General features: G+C 68.0%; 5 protein-coding genes. 3 read left to right on the plus strand and 2 right to left on the minus strand.

Translation table 11 applies throughout. From position 1 onward, the window contains the following. Positions 1-207: 207 nt before the first annotated feature. Positions 208-528: a 4a-hydroxytetrahydrobiopterin dehydratase gene (locus ACFU8Q_RS40795; RefSeq protein ID WP_384465076.1), complete on the minus strand. Its 321-nt coding sequence runs from the start codon at positions 526-528 to the stop codon at positions 208-210. 2 nt (positions 529-530) lie between these two features. Then, positions 531-1775, minus strand: a complete 1245-nt coding sequence (locus ACFU8Q_RS40800) for a Twin-arginine translocation pathway signal (RefSeq protein ID WP_384465079.1) — start codon at positions 1773-1775, stop codon at positions 531-533. 184 nt (positions 1776-1959) lie between these two features. Here ACFU8Q_RS40800 and ACFU8Q_RS40805 point away from each other — a divergent pair, with 184 nt between their 5' ends. The 3 genes from ACFU8Q_RS40805 (at position 1960) to tgmA (ending at position 2685) form a co-directional block, all read left to right on the plus strand. Then, on the plus strand, positions 1960-2106 hold the full coding sequence (locus ACFU8Q_RS40805) for a hypothetical protein (protein ID WP_384465082.1): 147 nt from the start codon (positions 1960-1962) through the stop codon (positions 2104-2106). Continuing rightward, a complete protein-coding gene (locus ACFU8Q_RS40810) occupies positions 2103-2240 on the plus strand; it encodes a hypothetical protein (protein ID WP_384465085.1) in 138 nt (45 codons plus the stop codon). Before ACFU8Q_RS40805 ends, ACFU8Q_RS40810 begins: the two co-directional genes overlap by 4 nt. Positions 2241-2490: 250 nt before the next feature. Next, a complete protein-coding gene (gene tgmA, locus ACFU8Q_RS40815) occupies positions 2491-2685 on the plus strand; it encodes a putative ATP-grasp-modified RiPP (protein ID WP_384465088.1) in 195 nt (64 codons plus the stop codon). Positions 2686-2744: the final 59 nt, after the last annotated feature.

The following is a 2744-nucleotide window of genomic DNA, read 5'->3' on the forward strand; positions in this document are numbered from 1 at the left end:
AATTCGTACCGGGACTGCCCGGTCGCCTCGGCATGCGCGGTGATCGCTTGCTGCACGGCGGCCGCGGTCTCCACGGTCAGCCGGTTCTCTTGCTGCTCGGCTCAGGCCACCCGCTCAAGCTCAATCAGTTCATCTGTCAGTTCGATTGCCACGGGCCGGATCGTACGACCGACCACTGACAATCGGCCGCAGGCAGCCCCGGTGCGATCAGCCGGCCACTGGCTCGGCCCCGTGGGCTGCCGCAATCTGATCGATGCGTCCCGCGAGGTCGAAGTCGGCGTCGGTCAGCTTGTGGCCCGCGTCGTGCGTAGTGATTCCGAACCGAATCCTGTCCCACCGCAGGTCGATATCTGCGTGGTGTCCAATGAGCCGCTCCACATCAGCAACGTGCACGATCATCGCGACGCCACCGTGGTACCGGATGCCGAAGGACCGTGTGATCTCATCACCCACCCGCGACCAGCCGCGCAGCTTCAGCAATCGCTCCTCGATCGCGCTGTCCGTCAGCGGTACCAGTCCCTCGGCCACGCTTAGCTCCCCTCGGTCACGGGCTCCAGGATCTCCGCAAGATCCCGGCCGACCGGGGCATCCTGCCATGGCCGCATCGCCCGCTCCAGGGTGACCAATTCCCGCCGCATCCTGGCCGAGCGGGTCTCTACCGCGATCGTCGCCACGGTCCGGGCGATCTCCACCGCCTGGTCCGGCTCGCGGGCGGCCGCGGCCGCCGTCGCTTGCCGGGCCATGTACACGCCCCGGTCGCGGCGGGCGGTCTCCGGGACGATGGCGAGGACCTGCGACCATAGGGCGCCGGCCTCCGCTCCGAGGCCGAGCCGTCCGTAGCAGGTGGCCCGCTGCACTTCGAGGTATCCGGGCGTCCGTCGGCAGGCGTTACCCCAGGGCAGGTCGTCGTCGACGCGGGGCAGCAGCCGGTCTGCCTTGTCGATGAGCTGGTCGACCATATGCCGTTCCCCGTTGAGGCTGGCGCCATGGGCCTGCTGCTGCATGGCCATGATGCGCACCTTCGGGACGAGCTGGTCGGCGTCATCGAGCGCGGCTTCACACAGGTCGACGACTGCATGTCCGTCGCCGAGATCAGTGCGCACTTGCGCTTGGTTGACGAGGGAGTATCCGATGAGGTGCGGGTCGCGGGAACGCATCGCAATCTCTTGGGTGACGCCGCGCCAGAACGCTGCGCCGTCCATGTCTCCGGCGTCCTGGTACAGCCAGCCGACGAGCGCCGCGTAGGCAGCGCCGACCCGCAGGAGACCGCGGCGGGTCTTGCCCTTCGCCGAGCGGACCAGTTTATCGATGAGCTGGTACTGCGCAGACACGGTGCCGATCAGGTCGTGCGGGCCGAGGAACATGTCGGCCCGGTAGTGCCCCTCCAACTGCTGTTGGAAGTAGTCGATCAGGGCAGGGTCAACGTGCTGCGGCGCAACCGGTCCCGCAACGAGCGCCGCGGCGGTGACTGAAACGAAAGACTGGCGGCGCACCTGCTCCTCTTCGTGGTGCTCGGGCGGGATCCAGCCCGGCGGTGTGGTGAAACCCAGATCCTCCGGCCACCGGCCGAGCGCATCGTGGATGACGATCGCGGTTTCCTCGGCCGGCCATCCCGGGCGGTCGCCCTCCCACCGGCGCCATGTCCTCGATGACACGGTGAACTGGCGGTCGTCAAGGAGCTGCTGCCCGTGCTCCGTGATGGCCGTGGCGGCGGCTTCAATGGTTCGCCACCCCTTGCGTAAGCGGGCGGCCCGCAGCGCGTCGTTGCGGCTCATGGGTCCAGTCTGAGGTGTCATCGCTCGCGCTTCCGGCCGTGGCCGCTACGTGGCCACGCGTGGCCATCCGGCGACCTATTCGCTGCTCACCGTGCACGCACATCATCAGGGTGTGACAGCGCGTCCGTACAGCGAACTGGCTGCATTCCCCTCAATCGACGTAGGCCGGGGGCCACTTATGGCAATGACGATCAAGGTGTACGAGGTGGACCGCTATGGCCGAACGCGCGTCATTCGCCCTGAGGCCGAGGTCACCCCGCTCAAGACCGTAGAACCCCGTACCTCGTTCCCGGACTGCGAGTGCGACCAGTGCAAGGCCAAACAGTCGTGACCGCCCAGACGAAGCCGGTCGCCGCGTACCGCACCTTGATCGGCCACACCTACGGCTGCGCCACCTGCCGCGCCGGGGCATCCTGCCCCACAGCGGTACGGCTCGGCCGCGCCTGGCGGAAGGCGCGCCGATGATTTGCGCACGCTGCCAGAAGCCGTTGACGCCCGAGGAGGCCGAGCCCGTAGAGCAGTTCGGCGCGTCCGGGGCCGGCATCACGATGGAGGTTCACCGCGAGCCGTGCGCCCTCCCGTCGTGCAGCCAGCCCCGTACCTGGCCCGCTCGGCGCTGACGTTCGCGCGCCCAAGAACTCCCGCCCGGCCGATGCGCTGACCGGAGCGGGTTGCACAGAGAGAAGTCAGAAGCCAAGCAACCACGGAGGTAGCAGTGACAACACCCTTCGCTCTCCAGTACGCCACCCCCCGCCTGCCGGAACCGGCGACGCCGTTCGTCTTCGACGCCGCCCGCCAGATGAACATCTGCCCGGACGGATCGCCCGCGGCGACGAACTACCCCGTCCTCCTGAGCACCTCCTCCACCTCGTCCACCGCCGGCAGCAAGACCCACAACGACGACGACTGACATGACCGTCCTCATCCTCACGTCCGAGGACGACGTCACGGCGGACATGGTGCTTCACC

It is taken from the genome of Streptomyces sp. NPDC057543 (assembly GCF_042801895.1).
Taxonomy (GTDB): domain Bacteria; phylum Actinomycetota; class Actinomycetes; order Streptomycetales; family Streptomycetaceae; genus Streptomyces.